This is a genomic window from Bradyrhizobium sp. CCBAU 25360, from assembly GCF_028128695.1.
Taxonomy (GTDB): Bacteria; Pseudomonadota; Alphaproteobacteria; order Rhizobiales; family Xanthobacteraceae; genus Bradyrhizobium; species Bradyrhizobium ottawaense.
Window position 1 is genome coordinate 769,345 of sequence record NZ_LBJA01000045.1, and the last position, 19,534, is coordinate 788,878.

The 19,534-nt window shown below is 65.4% G+C and carries 15 protein-coding genes, 2 tRNA genes and 1 pseudogene; 17 read left to right on the forward strand and 1 reads right to left on the reverse strand.

The features are described 5' to 3' along the window. The first annotated feature begins 4 nt into the window (after positions 1-4). From XH81_RS37905 to XH81_RS37935, 7 genes and pseudogenes are all read left to right on the forward strand, one after another. Positions 5-3,154 (forward strand): efflux RND transporter permease subunit, encoded by a 3,150-nt coding sequence (locus XH81_RS37905; protein WP_028144706.1) that lies wholly within the window; start codon positions 5-7, stop codon positions 3,152-3,154. After that, entirely contained in the window at positions 3,154-6,258 is a 3,105-nt protein-coding gene (locus tag XH81_RS37910; RefSeq protein WP_028144705.1) for an efflux RND transporter permease subunit, read from the forward strand. Before XH81_RS37905 ends, XH81_RS37910 begins: the two co-directional genes overlap by 1 nt. A gap of 37 nt (positions 6,259-6,295) precedes the next feature. After that, complete coding sequence (locus tag XH81_RS37915) at positions 6,296-7,030, forward strand: tRNA-uridine aminocarboxypropyltransferase (protein WP_028144704.1); 735 nt, start codon at positions 6,296-6,298, stop codon at positions 7,028-7,030. A 199-nt stretch (positions 7,031-7,229) separates the two neighbouring features. Continuing rightward, positions 7,230-7,946: an ABC transporter permease gene (locus tag XH81_RS37920; protein ID WP_028144703.1), complete on the forward strand. Its 717-nt coding sequence runs from the start codon at positions 7,230-7,232 to the stop codon at positions 7,944-7,946. 161 nt (positions 7,947-8,107) lie between these two features. Beyond that, positions 8,108-8,713: pseudogene (locus XH81_RS37925) on the forward strand (ABC transporter ATP-binding protein); the annotation flags it as partial. Positions 8,714-8,810: 97 nt separating this feature from the next. Further along, positions 8,811-8,884: transfer RNA gene (locus XH81_RS37930), tRNA-Cys, on the forward strand. Between the two features lie 200 nt (positions 8,885-9,084). Continuing rightward, complete coding sequence (locus XH81_RS37935; RefSeq protein ID WP_162832223.1) at positions 9,085-9,231, forward strand: hypothetical protein; 147 nt, start codon at positions 9,085-9,087, stop codon at positions 9,229-9,231. Between the two features lie 77 nt (positions 9,232-9,308). Here the strand turns inward: XH81_RS37935 and XH81_RS37940 are convergent, their stop codons facing one another. After that, positions 9,309-9,506: a hypothetical protein gene (locus tag XH81_RS37940; RefSeq protein ID WP_028144701.1), complete on the reverse strand. Its 198-nt coding sequence runs from the start codon at positions 9,504-9,506 to the stop codon at positions 9,309-9,311. A gap of 261 nt (positions 9,507-9,767) precedes the next feature. On the opposite strand from XH81_RS37940, the gene XH81_RS37945 reads away from it, so the two are divergent. The 10 genes from XH81_RS37945 (at position 9,768) to XH81_RS37990 (ending at position 19,476) form a co-directional block, all read left to right on the forward strand. After that, positions 9,768-10,028, forward strand: coding sequence for a hypothetical protein (locus tag XH81_RS37945; RefSeq protein ID WP_015686208.1), 261 nt, complete (start codon positions 9,768-9,770; stop codon positions 10,026-10,028). A 1,269-nt stretch (positions 10,029-11,297) separates the two neighbouring features. After that, positions 11,298-12,464 carry a PspA/IM30 family protein gene (locus XH81_RS37950; protein ID WP_271596811.1) on the forward strand — a complete coding sequence of 389 codons (1,167 nt, stop codon included), beginning with the start codon at positions 11,298-11,300 and terminating at the stop codon, positions 12,462-12,464. A gap of 10 nt (positions 12,465-12,474) precedes the next feature. Continuing rightward, a complete protein-coding gene (locus XH81_RS37955; RefSeq protein ID WP_028144699.1) occupies positions 12,475-13,134 on the forward strand; it encodes an OB-fold-containig protein in 660 nt (219 codons plus the stop codon). Between the two features lie 22 nt (positions 13,135-13,156). Then, positions 13,157-14,851 (forward strand): flotillin family protein, encoded by a 1,695-nt coding sequence (locus XH81_RS37960; RefSeq protein ID WP_028144698.1) that lies wholly within the window; start codon positions 13,157-13,159, stop codon positions 14,849-14,851. Between the two features lie 205 nt (positions 14,852-15,056). Then, on the forward strand, positions 15,057-15,425 hold the full coding sequence (locus tag XH81_RS37965) for a hypothetical protein (protein WP_028144697.1): 369 nt from the start codon (positions 15,057-15,059) through the stop codon (positions 15,423-15,425). Between the two features lie 136 nt (positions 15,426-15,561). Then, a tRNA-Asn gene (locus tag XH81_RS37970) sits at positions 15,562-15,636 on the forward strand. A gap of 214 nt (positions 15,637-15,850) precedes the next feature. Continuing rightward, positions 15,851-16,024, forward strand: coding sequence for a hypothetical protein (locus XH81_RS37975; RefSeq protein WP_018320416.1), 174 nt, complete (start codon positions 15,851-15,853; stop codon positions 16,022-16,024). Positions 16,025-16,161: 137 nt separating this feature from the next. Beyond that, entirely contained in the window at positions 16,162-16,815 is a 654-nt protein-coding gene (locus tag XH81_RS37980) for a protein-L-isoaspartate O-methyltransferase family protein (RefSeq protein ID WP_038946736.1), read from the forward strand. A gap of 204 nt (positions 16,816-17,019) precedes the next feature. Then, on the forward strand, positions 17,020-18,405 hold the full coding sequence (locus XH81_RS37985; RefSeq protein WP_028144695.1) for a TolC family outer membrane protein: 1,386 nt from the start codon (positions 17,020-17,022) through the stop codon (positions 18,403-18,405). A gap of 303 nt (positions 18,406-18,708) precedes the next feature. Then, complete coding sequence (locus XH81_RS37990; protein WP_271596812.1) at positions 18,709-19,476, forward strand: PopZ family protein; 768 nt, start codon at positions 18,709-18,711, stop codon at positions 19,474-19,476. Positions 19,477-19,534 lie beyond the last annotated feature (58 nt).

The following is a 19,534-nucleotide window of genomic DNA, read 5'->3' on the forward strand; positions in this document are numbered from 1 at the left end:
TCCCATGGGTGTCTCCGAACCCTTCATCCGCCGTCCGATCGCGACCTCGCTGCTCGGCATCGCGCTGCTGATCGGCGGGCTGCTGGGCTATTTCGCGCTGCCGGTCTCGGCGCTGCCGCAGGTCGATTTCCCGACCGTGCAGGTGACGACGCAGCTTCCGGGCGCGAGCCCCGACGTGATCGCCTCGCTGATCACGGCGCCCTTGGAGCGGCAGCTCGGGCAGATCCCGTCGCTGTCGGCGATGAACTCGACCAGCTCGTTCGGCGTCAGCCAGATCTCGCTGCAGTTCGATCTCAACCGCGACATCGACGGTGCGACCCAGGACGTGCAGGCCGCGATCAACGCCGCGGCGGGCGTGCTGCCCAAGACGCTGCCGTATCCGCCGACCTACGCCAAGGTGAACCCCGCGGACGCGCCTGTCATGACGCTGGCGCTGCGCTCCGACACCATCTCGCTGCGGGCGATGAGCGACATCGCCGACACGCTTCTGGCGCAACGGCTGAGCCAGATCTCCGGCGTCGGACGGGTCTCGGTGCTCGGCGGGCTGAAACCGGCCGTGCGCATCCAGGCCGATCTGGCGCGGCTTGCCGCCTACGGCATCGCCATGGAAGATCTGCGCACCGCAATCGCCAATGCCAACGTCTCCGGGCCGAAAGGCTCGCTCGACGGCGCGCAGCAATCCTACATCATCGCGGCCAACGACCAGATCGCCGCCGCCGACGCCTACAAGCCCGTCATCATCGCCTACCGCAACGGCTCGCCGGTCACCATCGCCGACGTCGCGCAGATCGTCGATGGCCTCGAGAACGACCGCACCGGCGGCTGGTACCAGGGCACGCCCACCGTCATAATCGACATCCAGCGCCAGCCCGGTGCCAACGTGATCGACGTCGTCAGCCAGATCCGCGCCGAAATCCCCAAAGTGCAGCGCGCGATCCCGGCCGGTGTGAACCTCACCATCGTGTCCGATCGCACCGTGACCATCCGCGCCTCGGTCCACGACGTGCAGTTCACGCTGGTCCTCAGTGTCGTGCTGGTGACGCTGGTGGTGCTGCTGTTCCTGCGCTCGCTGCGGGCGACCCTGATCGCCGGCGTGGCGCTGCCGCTGTCGCTGATCACCAGCTTCGGCATCATGTATTTCGCCGGCTTCAGCCTCGACAATTTGTCGCTTATGGCGCTCACGATCGGCACCGGCTTCGTGGTCGACGACGCCATCGTCATGATCGAGAATATCGTCCGCCACATGGAGAATGGCGACGGGCCGATGGAGGCCTCGCTGAAGGGCGCCAGGGAGATCGGCTTCACCGTGATCTCGCTGACGGTGTCGCTGATCGCGGTGTTCATCCCGCTGCTGTTCATGTCCGGCCTCGTCGGGCGCATGTTCCGCGAGTTCGCGCTGACCTTGACGATCGCGGTTGTGACCTCGGCCGTGGTCTCGCTGACGCTCACGCCGATGATGTGCTCGCGCCTGCTCAAGCATGCTCATGAGGAGCTGGCGGTGCCGGGCCTCGCCGCCATCAGCCGCTTCATCGACCGCACCGTCGAGGCCTATCACCGGACGCTGCTGGTGGTTTTGCAGCACCAGCGGACTACGCTGGTCGTGACCTTCGCCACGCTGATTGCGACCCTCGTCCTCTACGTCGTTGCCCCAAAAGGCTTCCTGCCGCTGCAGGACACCGCCTCGATCACGGCGGTGACGGAGGCCGGGCCGGACGTGTCGTTTGCCGAGATGCAGAAGCGGCAGGGCGAGGTCGCCGACACCATCAAGGCGGACCCTGACGTGGTCGGCGTGGTCTCGGTGATCGGCGCTGGCTCGGTCAATCCGACCACCAATGTCGGCCGTCTCGTCATGACCTTGAAGCCGCGCGGCGAGCGGCGGGACGATGTCAGCGTGGTCGTGACCCGGTTGAAGCAGCGGGTGGCGGGCATTCCCGGCATGACCGTCTATTTCCAGCCGGTGCAGGACGTGCAGATCTCGACCCAGTCGAGCCGCTCGCAATACCAGTACACGCTGACCGGCACCGATGCGGCGCTGGTGTCGGAATGGGCGCGCAAGCTGGTTACGGAGATGCGGCGCGATCCCCTGTTCCGCGACGTCTCCTCGGAGGCGCAGGAGGGCGGATTGCGGGCGCAACTCGACGTCGATCGCACCCGCGCGGGCCAGCTCGGCGTCAGCCTGCAAGGCATCACCGATACGCTCAACGACGCCTTCGCGCAGCGCCAGATCTCGACCATCTACGGCCAGGCCAACCAGTACCGCGTGGTGCTGGAGGCGCTGCCGATGTACCAGCGCGATCCCTCGATCCTTTCAAAACTCTATCTGCCGGGCGCCGCGAGCGCGACCGCCGGCGCGCCCAACGCCCAGGTGCCGCTGTCGGCCGTGGCGACGCTGAAGCGCACCACGGCGCCGCTCGCGATCTCGCACCAGGCGCAATTCCCGTCCGTGTCGCTCAGCTTCAATCTCGCGCCGGGCGCCGCGCTCGGCGATGCCGTCGACGCCGTGAAAGCGATCGAGACCCGGATCGAAATGCCCAACAGCATCGTCGGCGTCTATGCCGGCGATGCCGCCGAGTTCGCCAAGGCGCTGGCGGGACAACCCTGGCTGCTGCTCGCGGCCGTGATCACGATCTACATCGTGCTCGGCGTGCTCTATGAGAGCTACATCCACCCGATCACGATCCTGTCGACGCTGCCCTCGGCCGGCGTCGGGGCGATCCTGGCGCTGGTGCTGTGCGGGCAGGACCTCTCGGTGATCGGCCTGATCGGCATCATCCTGCTGATGGGCATCGTCAAGAAGAACGCGATCATGATGATCGACTTCGCGCTCGAGGCCGAACGCGGGCAGGGCATGTCGCCCAACGAGGCGATCGTGCAGGCCTGCCTGTTGCGCTTCCGTCCGATCATGATGACGACGCTGGCGGCGCTGTTCGGCGCCTTGCCGCTGGCGATCGAGAGCGGCACCGGCGCCGAGCTGCGCTTTCCGCTCGGCATCTCCATCATCGGCGGCCTGCTGCTCAGCCAATTGCTGACGCTCTACACCACGCCCGTGATCTACCTCGCGCTCGACCGCATCAACCGCCGCCTCGAGCAGGCGCTGCCGCCCGCCGAATCCGGCGGACCACCGGTCGCGGGCGCGACCGAGGGGATGCAGTGATGGCATCGATCTCGGAGCCCTTCATCCGCCGCCCGGTTGCCACCACGCTGCTGTCGATCGGGTTGTTCCTGCTGGGTGTGGTCGCCTACGATTTCCTTCCCGTCGCCTCGGTCCCGAACGTCGACTTTCCCGCCATCTTCGTCTCGGCCAGCCGGCCCGGCGCCGACCCGTCGGTGATGGCGGCCACGGTGGCTTCACCCCTGGAGCGGCGGCTCGGCGAGATCTCGGGCATCAACCAGATCACCTCGACCTCGACGCTCGGCAATACCAGCATCCAGCTCCAGTTCGACATCGGCCGCAACATCGACAAGGCCGCGCGCGACGTGCAGGCAGCGATCAACGCCGCGATGGTCGACTTGCCGAGCGACCTGCCGACGCTGCCGCGCTTCCGCAAGGCCAACACCGCCGGCGCGCCCGTCTTCGTGCTAGCGCTGACCTCCAAGACGCTATCCGCCAGCGCGATTTACGACGTCGCCGACACGGTGCTGGCGCAGCGCATCTCGCAGGTGCCTGGAGTCGGTGACGTCACGGTATCAGGCGCCGACCAGCCGGCCGTGCGGGTCCAGCTCAACCCCGTCGCGCTGTCGAACGCCGGCATCGCCACCGACGACGTCAGGACCGCGATCGTCAACGCCAACCCGCTCGGCCCCGTCGGAATCTTCAACGGCGAGCGCCAGAGCGAGACGCTGGCCCTCAACAAGCAGATGCGCACGGCGAAAGAGTTCCGCGACATCGTCATCAAGAGCGCCAACGGCAATTTCGTGCGGCTGTCCGACGTCGCCGACATCGAGGATTCCGTCCGAAACGCGCGCTCGATCGCCTGGTTCAACAAGCAGCCGGCGGTGCTGATCCAGATCACCAAGCAGGGCGATGCCAACGTCATCGATACCGTCGACAGGGTAAAGGCGCTGGTCCCCCAGCTGAAGCAGTGGATTCCGGCCGGCGTCGAGATCTCCACCCTGGTCGACCGCACCGGGACGATCCGCGCCAGCGTGCTCGACATGCAATGGACATTGCTGGCGACCGCGGTCCTGGTGATGGTCGTGGTGTTCGTGTTCCTGCGCAGGCTGACGCCGACGATCGCGGCCGGCATCTCGGTGCCGCTGGCGCTGGCCGGAACCTGCGCCGGCATGTGGGTCGCGGGCTTCTCGATCGACAATCTGTCGCTGATGGCGCTCGCGATCTCGGTCGGTTTCGTGGTCGACGACGCCATCGTCATGATCGAGAACATGTATCGCAATCTCGAGCACGGCATGCGGCCGCTTCGGGCGGCGCTGGAGGGCGCGAGGCAGATCGGCTTCACGGTGGTCTCGATCAGCCTGTCGCTGGTCGCGGCGTTCACGCCGCTGATCTTCATGGACGGCATCGTCGGCCGCCTCTTGCGCGAATTCTCGCTGACGCTGACCTTCGCCATCCTGGTCTCGACGCTGGTGTCGCTCACGGTGACGCCGATGATCTGCGCCCATTACATCCGGCAGGCCACGTCCGGCACGGCGACGCTGTTCGACCGTGTTATCGAGGGCTCGCTGACGCGTATCGTCGCCTTCTACGCCCGAACCTTGCGCACCGTGCTGGACTACCCGCTGGCGACGCTGCTGGTGTTCTTCGCCACCATCGGTCTCACCGTGACGCTCTACATCAAGGTCCCCAAGGGCTATTTCCCGACCGACGATTCCGGCTTCGTGATCGGAGCGACGCGCGCCTCGGCCGACATCTCGTTCCAGTCGATGCTCGGCCTGCAGCAGCGGCTCGCCGACATCGTGATGCAGGACCCGGCCGTGGCCGGCATCGGCTCGACCGTCGGCGCCGGAGGCGGGCCGGGGGGAGCGACCTCGAACCGCGGCGTCATGTATATCAGCCTGAAGCCGCCGGAGGAGCGCGACCACGTCTCGACGCAGGTCGTGATCGACCGTCTGAGGCGCGCGCTGTATCCCGTGCCCGGCATCCGCCTCTTCATGTTCGCCGCCCAGGACGTCCGCGCCGGCGGGCGGCAGAGCGATTCCGACTACCAGTACACGCTGACCAGCACCGACCTCGGTCTGCTGCAGAAATGGGCGCCGATCGTGGCCAAGCGCATGGAGAGCGTCGAGGGCATCACCGACATCTCCAGCGACCGCGATCCCGGCGGGCTTCAGCTCACGCTCGCGATCGACCGCCAGAAGGCCTCGGCGCTCGGCGTCAGGGTCCAGGATATCGATAATGCGCTGAACAACGCGTTCTCGCAGCGGCAGATCTCGATCATCTACACCCAGCGCAACCAATACATGACCGTGCTGGAGATCGATCCGAAATTCCAGGTCGATCCCTCCAATCTCGACCGCATCTACGTCGCCGGTGCGGGCGACGCGCAGGTGCCGCTGTCGGCCGTGGTGCACGCGACGCGTGGGTTGGCCGCGCTCGCGGTTTATCACTCGCAGTCGTTTCCCTCGACGACGGTGTCGTTCAACCTGCTGCCGGACGTGCAGCTTCAGGCAGCGACCCAGAACATCCAGCGGGCGGTGGAGGAACTGCACATGCCCGAAGGCATCCGCGGCAGCTTCGACGGCAATGCCGGCGACTTCGCCAAGACCAGCGGCCGCCAGCCGCTGCTGATCCTCGGCGCGCTGGTGGCGATGTATATCGTGCTCGGGGTGCTCTATGAGAGCCTCGCCCATCCGCTCACGATCATCTCGACGCTGCCCTCGGCCGGGCTCGGTGCGCTGCTCGCCCTGCAGCTCACCAACACGCCGCTGACAGTGATCGCCTTCGTCGGCATCATCCTGTTGATCGGCATCGTCAAGAAGAACGGCATCATGATGGTGGATTTCGCGCTCGACGCCGAGCGCCAGCGCGGCCTGTCCTCGGCGGAGGCGATCTTCGAGGCCTGCCAGGCGCGCTTCCGCCCGATCCTGATGACGACCATGGCGGCGCTGTTCGCCGGCATTCCGCTCGTGGTCGCGACCGGCCCCGGCACCGAGCTGCGCCGTCCGCTCGGCATCACCATCATCGGCGGCCTGTTCGTCTCGCAGATCCTGACGCTCTACACCACGCCCGTGATCTACCTCTTGATCGACCGCCTGCGGCGGCGGTCGGAGCCGCGTCCGGTGCCTGCGCCGGCGGAATAGGTTGTTGAAGCGCCGCATCAAGCGTATAGCGGCGCCCATGTCGAACCCGCCAGATATTGCCGCCGCCGATCCGATCCCCGAGTGCCCGCATTGCCAGAAGCCGATGCCGCTGTGCATCTGCGACAGCGTCACGCCGATTGAAAAGAGCCGCCTCGGGCTCCTGATCCTGCAGCATCCGCAGGAGCAGGACAGGGCGCTCGGCACCGCGCGGCTGCTGGCCCGGCATTTTGCCGATGCCACAGTGCGGGTCGGCCTGTCCTGGCCGAGCCTTTCCAAGGCGCTGGGACGGCCGGTCGAGAACGCCTCGCATTGGGCCGTGCTCTATCTCGGCTCGGCCCGCGCCGCCGATCTCGAAGCGGAAGGCGAGATCGTCGCGCTCAACCGCAAGGGCGAGGTCGCGGAGAACCAGCGCGGAATCCTCGGCAAGCTCGAAGGAATCGTGCTGCTCGACGGCACCTGGAGCCAGGCCAAGGCGCTGTGGTGGCGCAATCCCTGGATGCTCAAATGCCAGCGCGTGATCCTCAACCCGGCGCATCCCTCGCGCTATGGGCGTCTGCGCAAGGAGCCGCGCAAGGACGGGCTCTCCACGATCGAGGCTGCGGCGACGATTCTCGCCGGGCTCGAGCGGCGTCCTGACATCGCCGAGACGCTGAATGCGAGCTTTGAACGCCTGTTAACACGCTACCGCGAGGTCCAGGCCGAGATGCCGGAATTGGCGCCCAAGCCTGCCCCGAAGGGCCGGCGCGACTTCCGGCGGCGCAAACGAGCCTGACTTCGGCCTAGTTCATCTGTACGGTCGATTGCACCGCGAGGGCCGGGCGTCTAGAGACGATCGGCCGACACCGGTTTCGATCTGCTCTCCTGTTGCGGCATCGGAGAGCGAGAACCTGAGGGGCAGTCGTATTCAGCTCGCAGCAAAGGAAATTCTGGCACAGGCGGCGCGGCCCGATCGTTGGGGCACGCTCGCGCTGATGGACATTTCGCTGCGCTACCGCAGGACCGTGATCGGCCCGCTCTGGATCACGCTGACGCTGGCCGCGACGATCGCAAGTGTCGGCACCGTCTATGCGGCGCTGTTCAGGCAGGACATCGCCACCTTCCTGCCGTCCTTCGCGGTCGGCCTGATCGTCTGGACCCTGATCGCCACGACGCTCCAGGAGGGCTCCAACATCTTCGTGGCGTCCGGCCATCTCATCAAGGCGGTGCCGGCGCCGCTGATCGTTCATATCCTCCAGATGATCGCGCGCAACGTCCTCATCTTCGCGCATCATTTGGTGATCGTCGTGCTGCTCTATGTCGTGATGCCCTGGCCGCTGCACTGGAGCATGCTGCTCGCGCTGCCCGGGTTTGCGATCCTGTTCCTCGCGCTGCTCGGCGGCTCGGTCGCACTCGGCATGCTCTGCGCGCGTTTTCGCGACATTGGTTCGGCGATCGTCAGCGGCCTGCAATTCGTCTTCTTTCTCACGCCGATCATCTGGACCGAGGACAGCGCGCGCGGCACCGCGTTTCACTGGCTGACGCGGGTCAATCCGTTCGCGACGCTGCTCGATCTGGTGCGGCGGCCTCTGTTGTCGCAGCCGACCGATGCGGAGCAATGGCTGTTAGGGGCCCTCTATGCGATCGTCGTGGCCGTCATCGGCCTCGGCTGCTACGCAAAATACCGCCATCGCGTGGCGTATTGGCTGTGATGCGCATGACCACCACGGCCCACATCGTGCTACGCGACGTCTCGGTCACGTTTCCGGTGCTGTCGTTTCGCGACCGCTCGCTGCGCAGCCGGTTCGTCGGCGCCGTGACGCTGCGCCGGAAGGCGGCGGTCTCGCACCTCATCACGGCGTTGAACGAGGTCAGCCTCGATATCCGCGCCGGCGACCGCCTCGCCATCATCGGCGCCAATGGTGCCGGCAAGACCACACTGCTGCGGGTTCTCGCCGGCATCTATCATCCGACGGCGGGCAGCATCGACGTGCGCGGCCGCTGCCTGTCGCTGTTCGATTTGCAGGCCGGCTTCGACGAGGAAGCGACCGGTTACGAGAACATCATGCGGCGCGGGCTCGTGATCGGCGCGCGGCGCGCCGAGATCGACGCGCGGCGGGCGGAGATTGCCGAGTTCACCGAGCTCGGCGACCGGCTCGACCTGCCGCTGCGCACCTATTCCAGCGGCATGATGCTGCGCCTGATCTTCGCGGTCGCAACCGCGGTCGAGGGCGAGATCGTGCTGCTCGACGAATGGATCGGCGTCGGCGACCAGCAATTCCGCAAGAAGGCGCGGCAGCGATTGGATGAGATCGTCGCCCGCGCCGGCATCCTGGTGCTCGCCTCGCATGACATCGAGCTGATCCAGAGCACCTGCAACCGGGCGATCCTGCTGGAGCAGGGGAAGATCATCGCGGCCGGCGCAACCGATACGATTCTCGCGCAATATCTGGCGGGGTCCGGCGGGAAGAAGGCGTAGCGGTTCGAAGGTCCCCCTGACGGGGCGGCCTCCAGCCAAAATCGGACGAAGGCGGTTGCCTAAACCCTTCATCCCCTATATTGCTCCGGCCTTACGGGGCCACGTGGCGGAGTGGTTACGCAACGGTCTGCAAAACCGTGTACACCAGTTCAATTCTGGTCGTGGCCTCCATCATATCCCTCTGATCTCCCACCATAATTCGATTTCGCCGCCGGCGCCGCTGATGCTGCGCGCAACGTTCTGCCGACGTGAGAGGCGGATCGATCACCGGGTTTGTCCGGAGCTCGCTGGAACCCCCGATTCACGCCCGTTGGCATAGACTTCGCATCTGCGAAGTGATGCGACCGACATCAACGAGCGCTGGAGCACCCGTGGGCGACATCGTCCGATTTGTCCCGAAATCCGAGCTGGAGCGGGCCCGCCTCATCCGCGAGGCCCGTGCGATCTATGACAGCATCTTTCCATCGGCCGCACCCGACCGGGCGCCGCAGGATGGCGAGGAACGCGTCAAGACCTGATCGGCGCGCCACCCGATTTCCGGCGACGGCAAAACGCCCGCGAAAGCGGGCGCTACGGCTCACCGTGAAAGCAGCCCTCAGCAGGCTGCGTACCATCCGTCGGGGAACGGCAGGAGGGGCCAGGCGCCCTCGTTGTCATTGGCGGCTTTGGGCGTCGCGTCAAAACTCCACGAGCGGGGCACGAACTCCTCCTCCGGCGCGGGAGCAAAGTCTTCAATGACCATGGCGTCCCGGACGGCATCCAGCAACAAGTTGAATTCGGCTTCGCTTCTCATCGCACCCTCGCAGAACGCGGACGGCGCAATGTCGCAAAGCCGGTTTGTTACCCGGTTGAGCGGATCGTTCGCATTTTAACGATCCGGCGATCGGGTCCCGATTGGTTAGCGGTTTGTAAAAAATCCCCTGGGAAACTCTAGGTTCCTCCGCCGCGCCGGCAATGTGAAAGAGATCACATCCTCGGCGGTTTATTTCTCCTACCCCTTCGCATACCGGCCCGATGCAGGCTGGAGCGGGCACGGCGGAACGGGAGACTGGTCATGAAGGCGAGGTTCTTGCGGTTTGCGGGTGTGAAGAGCCGGGCGCGCCGCGCCTCCACGGTCGGGCTGTTCCTGACGCTGTTTGCTTCCGCCGCCCACGCGCAGGGGACAGCCGAACAGCGCCGGGCCTGCACGCCCGACGTCTACCGGCTCTGCGCCGGCGAAATCCCCAACGTCCGCGCCATCACGGCGTGCCTGCGGCGCAACCGCTCGAGCCTGAGCGAAGCCTGCCGCAGCGTGTTCGATCAGGCCGGCGGCTGAGGACCTGTGGATTTGTGCGCAGCAAGTGGCTCGCGCCGGCTGACGAATTCGCGATGGCGGTCCTGTGGATATGCTGCGGACAGCCTGTGGATCAACGGGGGCCGCAGCTCCCGTCACCCGGATGGGATCGCAGCGCAATCCGGCTCCTAGCCTACAAGCGGTTGCGCTGCCCGACGGGCAAAACACGCTAGCCGTGGGGCAAGACGCGCAGGTGAAAATATTCGCCTTTACAGAATTTCGGCTTTGTCGCATTGTCCCGCCACCTCACCCCGGTCAGAGGGGCGTATCGCGATCGTTACGAAACGTGGGGTGAGCTGCGGTGGACGTGGGTCACATCGGCGCGAAGGGTTTTGCAGGGCGGAGCGCCGTGAGCAAAGACCTCGCGCACACGACCGGTGTGATCGGCGTACGGCAAAATCGTGTCGTCCTGGCGCCCGGGGTCTGTGCGCCAAGTCTTGCGGTGATGTGTATTGCTCAACCGGGCAAGCGCATCAGCCATCCGCAAGGCGACGGTGGCAATAGTGCAACGCTCCCCGGGGAGAGCACGACATAAGCCGTCAAACCACTGCGCAGGGAAGGCCGGGTTGTCCTGGCTACACCTGTATGCCGCTGTGCAGCTTCTTGTCACGCAGGTTTCGCACAGTGGACCGCGGGTGCCAGCCGGCACCCGGTCTTCCCTGCGCCCTCTGACGGAGGAGGTGACGCAACGAGCAAAGCTCGGGCGAGACAAGCCGCGAGAGTGCGGTGGTGTGTCTGCGCGCTGCGGTGCGGGTTGGTGGAGAGAGGCCGTTGCGTCTCGCTCCGTCATTGCGAGCGAAGCGAAGCAATCCAGAATCCCTCCACGGAAAGACTCTGGATTGCTTCGTCGCAAGGGCTCCTCGCAATGACGGCTTGGAAAGAGCGGCGCACCCAACTCCAGTCTCGTGCCCCGGACGCAGCGCAGCGCCTCTTCGGCGGTGCGCTGCAGAGCCGGGGCCCACGCATCAGCCTGCGGCGCGGCTTCCTGGGTCCCGGCTCTGCGCTGCGCTTCGCTACGCTTGTCCGGGACACGCGAGAGTGACGCGGGCGGCAGCAGCGTTGCCGAACCCTCCCTGCATTTCGTTTCAAATTGCAACCCGCGCGTGCAAGAAGTCTTGATCGGGTGTGATCTAGGGGTGAACGCCCGGCTTGAACGTGGGTCCCTGGCACAACGACTAATAAGTAGCGTGCATGAGGGTCAGGGAAACGTGATTGCGCCTCCTCTTTCTAAAGCACCAAAATGGTGCTTTAGTGCTTTCCATGAGCCAGTCGCCCCGAAACGCGCCGTCCGCGCTGCGTTACAGGCTTGCCCCTGATTCGGCCGCCAAGGCCGCGCTGGAGGCGACGTTCAGGGCTTATGACCGCATGATGGAGATCCTCGATGAGGTCGCGCGGAGCCACAATGTCGGCTCCAATGTCGTCCTGCTGCATGCCCACGCCTATGACCCGATCCGCAAACAGACCGCGCTGCCTTCGCGCCTGGTGACGCTGGGCCTGCGTGACCGCGCCGAGTATCGCGCGGCACAGGGCCGCCGTCTGCCGCTCGACGACAAGCTCGCCAAGATCAAGGGGCCGGCCACCATCTCGATTGCGACCGTCGAGGGACGCTTCAGCGTGCCCTTCGACTATGCCGGCTATGCCGAGGGCTGGGGGCAAAGCGTGCCCGCGCGCCTCATCCGCACCGACGACGGCTTTGAAGTTCACTACGGCGTCACGCCGAACAATCTGCCAGAGGAGGAGAACGCCATGGATACCATCGCTGCCGCTCCCGAAAACTTCCTGTCCCGGGTCGGGCGCCTGATCGCCGGGATCGCCTATGACGCGATCGAGCAGGCGGAAGGCAAGAACAAGCTGAAAGTGGTCGGCCAGGCCATCCGCGAGATAGAGCGGGCCGAGAGCGAAGCGCGCGACGGGCTCGCCGCTGCGCGTGCCGAGGAGTATCGCCTCAACGCGCGCCGTACCGAGATCGAACGCGAGATGGCCGATCTCGCCCCCAAGATCGAGGGGGCGATCGCTGACAGCCGCGACGATCTCGCCCGCGCCGGAATCGCGCGGCAGATGGATCTGGAGGCGCAGTTCGATGTGCTCTCCCGGGCCATCGACGAGAACAACGAGAAGATCGAGCAATGCATCACTTCGCTGCGCGCGGTGCTGTCTGCGCTCCAGGACGCCGAGCAGCGCCGTGCCGATCTCGAAAAGAGCGAGGCGGCGGCGGCAACCCATCAGGCCTCGACGTCATCCCGAAAACAGGGCGGCGGCTCTGCGGCAGCGAAGGCGCTGCGGGCGGGCAGGGCGGTGGCACGCGCCACCGGCGTGCCGCCGGGTATTCCCTATTCGAGCGACATCGACGAGCTCAGCACGCTGCATCGCGACAAGGAAATTGCGGCGAGGCTCGCGCGATTGAAGTCGCGCTCCTGAGTACCGTGTCATGAGCGCTCTGCTCGAACACGTCATGTCGCCAGAGGTCAGGCCGTTCGCGATCGCGGCGGCCATGATCCTCATCGTCGGCTCGATCGAAGTGGTCTCGATGCTGGTCGGGGCTTCCTTGAGCGAAATGCTCGGCACCAACATCGATTTCGCTCACCCCAGCGACAATGGCGTGATCAACGCCATTTCCTGGATCAATGTCGGCGGCGTGCCGCTTCTGATCTTCCTGCTGCTGCTGCTCGGCGCCTTCTCCATCACCGGCTTCCTGATCCAGGACATCGCGCGAATGGTTGCGGGGCCCTTGCCGGCAACGCTCGCCTCGGTCGGGGCCGTCGCGGTCTCGGTTCCGCTGGTCCGCGCTGCGAGCAGGGCGATCGCGCGGGCCATTCCCAGGGATGAAAGCTATGCCGTTGGCCTCGGGGATCTCGTCGGCCGCATCGGTGAGGTCGTCATCGGCCCGCTCGACCAGGGGCCGCCCGGCCGCGTCAGCGTCGCCGACGTCCACGGCAACCGCCATTTCGTCTGGGCAGTTGCGGCGCCGGCGTCATCGCCCCTGCCACAGGGAACCATGGTCCTGCTGGTCGACCGCGACGGCACCCGCTTCGTGGCGGTCAAGGCCGACGATGAACTCAAACCTTCCAAGCCCACTCTAAACAGCTAGCAAGTCATCATCGGAGAACATCATGTTCGACATCGCAGTCCCGGCCATGATCGGCGTCGCGCTGATCGTCGTCCTGGGGATCGTCTTCACCATCCTCTACAAGCGCGCCACCCGCGACGAGGCTTTCGTGCGCACCGGCCTCGGCGGCAAGAAGGTCGTGCTGGACGGCGGCGCCATGATCCTGCCGATCTTCCACTCCTATGCCAGCGTCAATCTGAAGACGCTGCGGCTCACGGTGGAACGCAAGGAGCGGGAATCCCTCATCACCAAGGACCGGCTGCGCGTCGACATCGTCGCCGAATTCTACGTGCGCGTCCGCCCCGACGATGAGAGTATCGCGCTTGCAAGCCAGACGCTGGGCGCGCTGACCAATGACGCCGAGGCCCTGCGCAACCAGGTCGAGGCCAAATTCGTCGACGGCCTGCGCTCGGTGGCGGCGACCATGAGCATCCTCGAGCTCCAGGAGAAGCGCTCGGACTTCGTCAAACATGTGCAGGCGACAGTCGAATCCGACGTCAAATCCAACGGCCTCGAACTTGAATCCGTGTCGCTCACGAAGCTCGACCAGACCGACGTCAAGTTCTTCAACCCGGAGAACTTCTTCGACGCAGAAGGTCTCACCCAGCTCAAGACCGTCACCGAGACGCGCCGGCGCGACCGCAACGCCATCGTGCGCGACAACGAGGTGGCGATCGCCCAGAAGGACCTCGAGGCGCGGCAGCAGACCCTCGGCATCGAGCGCACCAAGAAGGAAGCCGAGCTGTCGCAGGAGCGCGACATCGCCAACAAGACCGCGAGCACCCGCGCCGAGGTCGCAACCGCGACGCAGACCGCGCGCCTCACCGAGGAGAATGCCCGCATCGATACCGACCGTGCCGTTGCCGAGAAGGAAGCCGGCGCCAAGCAGGTCAAGGAAACCGCGGTGATCGAATCGGATCTGGCGATCAACAAGCGCAAGACCGACGCCCAGCGCGAGATCCAGATCGCGACGCAGGAGAACGAGATCCAGATCGCCTCCAAGAGCAAGCAGACCTCTGAAGCCGTCGCCGAGGCCAAGACCGCCGAAGCGATCGCGGTCTCCGCGGAGGAAAAAGTCGTGACCGCACGCGCGGTCGAGGTCGCCGATCGCGCCCGTCTCACCCAGGTGCTGGCCGCGCGGACCGAGGCCGAGCGCAAATCGACGGAGCTGATCGTCGCGGCCGAAGCCGAGAAGAAGGCCTCGCTCGATCGCGCCGAGGCCGTGAAGACGCTGGCCACGGCCGAAGCCGAGTCCAACAAGATCAAGGCCGTCGGCGTGCGCAACATCGGTGAGGCGGAAGCTGCCGTCATCACCATGAAGAACGAGGCGCAGAACAAGCTCGGCAGCAACGTCATCGACTTCGAGATCGCCAAGAAGCGGATCGAGACGATGCCGTCGGCGCTGGCCGAGATGGTCAAGCCGATCGCCAACCTCAAGGACGTCCGTATCCTGCACACCGGCGGCGCCTTCGGCGGCAACGGCGCCGGTGGAGGCAATGTCGGCTTCGGCGAGGGACTCGCCGGCGAACTCCTCAAGGTGCATGCGCTGCGTCCGATGATCGACGAGATCCTGCGCCAGAGCGGCTTTGCGCCCGACGACGATCCCGTGAAGGCGCTGGTCGGCGCCGTGACGGGGAAGAGCAACGGCGCCGCCGTGCCGGCTCCGGCACCGGAGAAGACGAACACCGCCGATCTATGAATGCCCGTTCATTGCTGCGGAGAATTCGAATCGATAAACAGGCTGAGCGCGTCTCGCGTCGCGCAACGTGCCGGAGTGACGATCGATCGTCTTGAACCTTCGATCGCACTCCGGACGAACCTTCCAAGGCAACGACATTGGTTGCCGCGGCGCCTGCGCCGATCGACGCCAGGCGCTGAAGCCTGTTTCGATCGGGGAATTTCATATGAAATATTTTCTGTCTGGACTGATCGCGATCGGCCTTTCGATCGCCGCCATGCCCTCGTTCGCGGCCGATGCCCGCAACGTCACCGTCGTCAACGAGACCGGCTATGCCATCAAATTCCTGGGCTTCAACGCGCCGGACGATGGCCTGGACGAATGGGACAATGAACTCGAGAAGGTTTTGCAGAACCAGGCCAGCACCTATGTCGAGTTCGACGAGGACGACGAGGGCTGCGTCTGGAACATCCGCGTCGACTGGCAGAACTACGACGAAGCCGTGCTCTGGAAAAACGTCAACCTCTGCAAGATGACCGCGCTTCGGCTGCGCTACGATCCCGGCACCAAGACCACCTCGTTCCTCGCCGAGTAGCGTTTGGCCGACACGGCCCGGAGGAGGGGGCGTCCCAGCCTTCCTCCGGCGCATTGCGGATGATGACGAATTCGTCCTTTGCAAGCGCAAGCGGCTTTGTTATACGCAGCCGCGCGCGAACGACTGGTTCGCCTTTTCCTCGGTAGCTCAGCGGTAGAGCATCCGACTGTTAATCGGATGGTCGCTGGTTCGAATCCAGCCCGGGGAGCCAAATTCTGCCGCAGATTCAATGATTTATGGCCGCGCCCTCATGTAGCGCGCGACGTCGTTGTCTTGCTCTCTGAGCCGCGCATCCATAGATTCTTGCCCGGAATCATCCTCAAGCAGATGTGTGCATGGGCGCCGTCACGCCATGCGGGTGGCGCCAAATCGACTCAATTGAAATCGAGCCTCGGGTTTGCCGGATCTCAACGGAGCTGATTCCCATGCCAGACATCCAGGTCGACCATATGGCCCCCTCGATTCTGCCGGCCGACATTCCCGAGCTCAGCGACGACGAATGCCTCGCCTGTCTGGCGCGTGCGGTCGAGACGCCCGATTCGGCGCGGCTGGACGAAGTCGCCGCTCTCATCGGCCGCCTCGCGGTGGCCATCGAATAATCCGTCCCGACCCTGATGCGGTAACATGCGGATGCCCTAGCTGCGCAGGCTAACGGCCGTGTTGCGTTTTGGCCGTGCATGCTCCAAAGATGCCGCGAATTTCGTCCGCGGCATCGTCCGCCTTGCAGGGTCCGCAAATGTCCGGTTTCTCGACCGCGCGCCTCAAAATGGTCGATGGCCAGGTGCGCACCAATGACGTCACCGATCGTCGTGTTCTCGATGCCATGCTCACGGTTCCACGCGAGGCCTTCGTGCCGGCCGACCGGCAGGCGCTGGCCTATCTCGATCTCGATCTCGACGTGAGCGAAGGCGCTGCAAAGCGGTTCCTGATCAAGCCGCAGCTGACCGGCAAGCTGCTCCAGGCCGCCGAGATCGGCGAGGGCGACAACGTGCTGGTGGTCGGTTGCGCCACGGGTTACCTCGCCGCGCTGACCGCCAAGCTGGCCGGCCAGGTCACCGCCACCGAATGCGATTCGGCTTTGGCCGCGAAAGCCAAGGCCGCCCTGAACCTTGCCAACGTCACCTGCAAGGCTGCGGCCTGCGCCGACGGCGATCCGTCCGCCGCTCCCTATGACGTGATCATCCTCAATGGCGCGACTGAGGTGACCCCGGAAGCGCTACTCGGGCAGCTGAAGGAGGGCGGGCGTCTGGTGGGGGTGTCGGCCGAATCCAGGCCGCCGCGCGCCATAATCGTGACCCATACCCATGGTGAATTCGGCCATCGGGCCCTGTTCGACGCTGCCGCTCCGGTCCTTCCCGGGCTGGAGCGGGCGGCCGCCTTCGTCTTCTGACGCCTAAAACGCGATAAAATCCCGTTCTGAATCAGAAGTGTGGCCGGGATGCTGCACGTGAAGAGTTTCCACCGAGAACTACCCTCAGGTAGTTCCGTCGCGCTTGACCGCGTCTTATGTTGCGGCGGGGCAACGACTCCACTCGTAGACGGTAACCCAGCTCGCGGGCACGAGCCGGGCGTTAGAATGAACGGAATTTTTGGGATGCATGGGGTGAAGCTCTTCACCGGAGCTGCGGTTTCGGTCCTGCTGCTCGCGCTTGCCGGGCCGACGCCTGCCTTGGCGGACACGATCGAGTCCGCGCTGGTGCGCGCCTATCAGAACAATCCACAGCTCAACGCACAGCGCGCCCAGGTGCGCTCGACTGATGAAAACGTGCCGCAGGCGCTGTCGGGATATCGCCCGAAGGTCTCGCTGACGGCGAGCGGGGGCATTCAGTACTCGGACTTCAAAAGTGCCACCAACAGCGATCCGATTAACGGTAAGGGCTATCCCCGAAGCGTGGGACTGACTGCCACCCAGACGCTCTACAACGGCAACCAGACCGCCAACAGAACGCGCGCCGCGGAGAGTCAGGTTTCCGGCTCCCGCGAAGCGCTGCGCAGCCTCGATCAAACCGTGCTGCTCCAGGCCGCCACGACCTACATGGATTATCTGCGCGACGCGGCGACGCTCGAAGTCCAGCGCAGCAACGTGCGGGTGCTCGAGCAGACGCTCAAGCAGACCCGTGACCGCTTCAATGTCGGCGAGGTGACACGCACCGACGTTGCGCAATCGGAAGCACAGCTGGCGGCTGGCAGGACGCAGGCCCTGACCGCGGAAGCAAATCTCACCACGACGCGCGCGAACTTCCGTCGCATCATCGGCAACGAGCCGACGAATCTGGCACCCGGCTCGCCGGTGGATCGTTTTCTGCCCGCGACGCTCGCTGCCGCGGTCGAGCTCGGCCTCGTCGAGCATCCGAACGTCACGGCCGCGATGTTCGGCATTGACGTCAATTTCTTGCAGGTCAAGGTTGCCGAGGGCGCTCTGCTGCCCACGGTCACCCTGCAGGCGGGCGTGACCCAGGCCTACGAACAATCTTTGATTCAGTACCGCTCGCTCAGCGCTTCCGCGCTCGCGCAGATCTCGGTGCCGATCTATCAGGGCGGTTCCGAATATTCGCTGATCCGCCAGTCCAAGGAAAACCTGGCGCAGCAACGTCTCAACCTCGAAAACACGCGGGATCAGACCCGCGCGACCGTCGTGCAGTGGTGGGGTTCGCTGCAGGCCGGCAAGGCGCAGGTGCAATCGGCGCAAGCGCAGGTGACGGCGTCCGAGATCGCGCTGAACGGCGTGCGTGAAGAGGCAAAGGCCGGTCAGCGCACCACGCTCGACGTGCTCAACGCGCAGCAAGCGCTGGTCAATGCGCGCGTCGCGCTCGTGACCGCGCAGCACGACCGTGTCGTCGCATCGTACAACGTCCTCGCCGCCGTCGGCCGTCTGGCGCCGCAGGTCCTCGGCCTTGGGACGACGGTTTATGATCCCAGCGTTCACTACCATCAGGTCCGCGATAGCTGGGCCGGCGTGCGTACGCCTGACGGGCGCTGATTCCCGTACTCGTCCGGTCGGCCTCGTGAATTGCCGAGGCCGACCGGCGCTTTGCTTGCAATCACCAAAATCCCTGACATAGCCTTGCCAAGACGATGCGGGTCGATTCGCCTCGCAGTGATGCCGTATGCGTAAAGCTTGAGTGCCGGGGGCAGGGGCGCACCGCTGCACGTTGAGCCGTGATCTGGGGACAAGTCGGGCTGCCGCGACGAAAATGTCGGGCCACCCATCCGGAACCGGCCAATCCTGTCGTGCTTGGTGTAAAACAACGCATGCGAGGGCGTTGATGATGTGGAGTCGGAGATGACGCAGCCTGCAAAGGTCACAGAACCCTCGATGGAGGAGATTCTGGCCTCGATCCGGCGCATCATTGCCGACGATGAGGCCAAGCCGCCGCCGGCTGAGGCTGCAAAGCCGGCGCCAGCTCCTGCAGCGCCCGCACCCAAGCCGCAGGCGATGAACGACATTCCGCCCTCCAAGGTTGCCCCTGCCAAGCCTGCCGCTGAAAAGCCCGCGCCACCCCCTGCCGCAAAGCCAGCACCGGCCGCACCGCCTGCACCTGCGGCGGATGCATCCAATAACCAGGACGATATCGACGCGCTGCTGGCGGGGCTCGATACGGCAACACCTGCGCCGGAGGTCCGCGAGCCCGAGCCGGAGCCCGAGCCTGAGCCCGACGTGCTCGAATTGACCGACGAGATGGCGATGGACCCGACGCCGCCTCCGCCGCCGCCGAGCTTCCGCAAGGTCGAGCCGCGCGACGATCTCGAATTCGCCGAATCGCCGCCGCCGCGTCCGACCCCGCCGTCGTCCTACGCGCCGGTGGACTTCGATGCCCCGCCGCTGCCGCCGCAGCAGCCCATGCTCGCGCAGTCGACGGTCTCGGCGGTCGAATCCGCCTTCAACTCCCTGGCCCATACGGTGCTCAGCAGCAATGCACGGACGCTGGAGGATCTGGTCAAGGAGATGCTGCGTCCGATGCTGAAATCCTGGCTCGACGACAATTTGCCGGGGCTCGTTGAACGCATCGTGAAGGCCGAAATCGAGCGGGTCTCGCGCGGTGGCCGCTGAGACGGTCGTGCGGCCCCGATAAAGCCCTGCTCCTGTGGCATATTCGGTCTGCGGACCG

Excerpts from the sequence above, each read along its gene's own strand:
- XH81_RS37940 (WP_028144701.1), bottom strand. The coding sequence starts at position 9,506 with ATGAGAAGCGAAGCCGAATTCAACTTGTTGCTGGATGCCGTCCGGGAC.
- XH81_RS37955 (WP_028144699.1), top strand. The coding sequence starts at position 12,475 with ATGAGCGCTCTGCTCGAACACGTCATGTCGCCAGAGGTCAGGCCGTTC.
- XH81_RS37915 (WP_028144704.1), top strand. The coding sequence starts at position 6,296 with ATGTCGAACCCGCCAGATATTGCCGCCGCCGATCCGATCCCCGAGTGC.
- XH81_RS37960 (WP_028144698.1), top strand. The coding sequence starts at position 13,157 with ATGTTCGACATCGCAGTCCCGGCCATGATCGGCGTCGCGCTGATCGTC.
- XH81_RS37985 (WP_028144695.1), top strand. The coding sequence starts at position 17,020 with ATGCATGGGGTGAAGCTCTTCACCGGAGCTGCGGTTTCGGTCCTGCTG.
- XH81_RS37910 (WP_028144705.1), top strand. The coding sequence starts at position 3,154 with ATGGCATCGATCTCGGAGCCCTTCATCCGCCGCCCGGTTGCCACCACG.
- XH81_RS37990 (WP_271596812.1), top strand. The coding sequence starts at position 18,709 with ATGACGCAGCCTGCAAAGGTCACAGAACCCTCGATGGAGGAGATTCTG.
- XH81_RS37905 (WP_028144706.1), top strand. The coding sequence starts at position 5 with ATGGGTGTCTCCGAACCCTTCATCCGCCGTCCGATCGCGACCTCGCTG.
- XH81_RS37920 (WP_028144703.1), top strand. The coding sequence starts at position 7,230 with ATGGACATTTCGCTGCGCTACCGCAGGACCGTGATCGGCCCGCTCTGG.
- XH81_RS37965 (WP_028144697.1), top strand. The coding sequence starts at position 15,057 with ATGAAATATTTTCTGTCTGGACTGATCGCGATCGGCCTTTCGATCGCC.
- XH81_RS37975 (WP_018320416.1), top strand. The coding sequence starts at position 15,851 with ATGCCAGACATCCAGGTCGACCATATGGCCCCCTCGATTCTGCCGGCC.
- XH81_RS37980 (WP_038946736.1), top strand. The coding sequence starts at position 16,162 with ATGTCCGGTTTCTCGACCGCGCGCCTCAAAATGGTCGATGGCCAGGTG.
- XH81_RS37945 (WP_015686208.1), top strand. The coding sequence starts at position 9,768 with ATGAAGGCGAGGTTCTTGCGGTTTGCGGGTGTGAAGAGCCGGGCGCGC.